Annotated in this window: 3 protein-coding genes; 2 read left to right on the plus strand and 1 reads right to left on the minus strand. The window is 52.6% G+C overall.

Annotated elements, in window-relative coordinates; all coding sequences use genetic code 11:
• The first annotated feature begins 23 nt into the window (after positions 1–23).
• Positions 24–143: an AraC family transcriptional regulator gene (locus tag H043_RS31315; RefSeq protein ID WP_368681409.1), complete on the plus strand. Its 120-nt coding sequence runs from the start codon at positions 24–26 to the stop codon at positions 141–143.
• Positions 144–357: 214 nt separating this feature from the next.
• Here the strand turns inward: H043_RS31315 and H043_RS30540 are convergent, their stop codons facing one another.
• Positions 358–546: a hypothetical protein gene (locus tag H043_RS30540; protein ID WP_027614338.1), complete on the minus strand. Its 189-nt coding sequence runs from the start codon at positions 544–546 to the stop codon at positions 358–360.
• Here H043_RS30540 and H043_RS0126585 point away from each other — a divergent pair.
• The coding region (locus H043_RS0126585; protein WP_027614339.1) for an ABC transporter substrate-binding protein at positions 545–1,010 on the plus strand (466 nt) is incomplete at its 3' end. The genes H043_RS30540 and H043_RS0126585 overlap by 2 nt on opposite strands.

A 1,010-nucleotide genomic window follows, 5' to 3' on the forward strand; every position in this document is an offset into this window, starting at 1 on the left:
TGATCGAGCTGTACAACTTCAATGTGACGGAAATCGCCGAACAGCTGGGGTTCAGCAGCGTCCACCTGTTCAGCCGCGTCTTCAAGCAGATCGTCGGCGTATCGCCGATCGTGTATATGTCCAAACGCACCCGAAAGGACTGAGCAAATTTGGATAAATAAAAAAAGAATAGTCAAAATCCAACGCGCAACCAATGTTTTTGGAACGGCATACAAATTTTTTACGAAAATTCGAGCCCCCTCGCCAGACAAAATGGAAAAATTATGAAATCAAAAAAGCAAGAATGGATAAAGAAAAGTAAATTCAGCTAAATACGTTCCCCCGTCCGATCCCCTATCATGGAGCTAGCCAATCCCATCAAATGCGAAAAGGGGCTGAAACTTCAATGAAGATTGGAAGGGGTTTCTTGGTCGGGTTGATCTTGCTGTTGCTTCTGGCAGTGGTGGGATGCTCGAACCAGTCCAAAGGCTCGGATGGCAGCTCTTCCGGCGCTTCCGGTGGAAGCGAGGGCCAGTCGAATGCGCCCCGGAAGGTCCAGCTGGTCATGTGGGCCCTCGACAATCCCGACGGAAGGCACAAAGTCACCCAGTCGTTCATCGACGAATGGAACGCGGAAAACCCGGACATCCAGGTGAAGTTCGAGGCCATTCCGGCGGACCAGTACATGGGCGAAAAATTGTCGGCCGCGATGATGAGCGGCACCGGCCCGGACATTTTCTTCCTGAGCCGCGGCGATTTCCTGAAATTCGTGGAGTCCGGACTGGTCCATCCGCTGGATGAATGGTTTACCGAGGAACGCAGGCAGGATTTCCTTCCGCTGGTTTTGGAAGCGGTTACCTACCAGGGCAAAATCATGACCTATCCGATGGAAATGGACCCCGTCGCCCTGTTCTACGACAAGCAAGTGTTCGCGGAAAACAATCTGCAGCCGCCGCAAACGTGGGACGAACTGGTGGACATCGCCGTCAAACTGACCACGAAAGACCGGTACGGCATCTACCTGGCCCCGA

The organism is Pseudomonas sp. URIL14HWK12:I6 (assembly GCF_000514195.1).
Lineage (GTDB): Bacteria > Pseudomonadota > Gammaproteobacteria > Pseudomonadales > Pseudomonadaceae > Aquipseudomonas > Aquipseudomonas putida_A.

Bases quoted from the DNA above. Each gene is read 5' to 3' on its own strand.
- H043_RS30540 (WP_027614338.1), bottom strand. From the start codon at position 546: ATGACCAGCTGGACCTTCCGGGGCGCATTCGACTGGCCCTCGCTTCCA.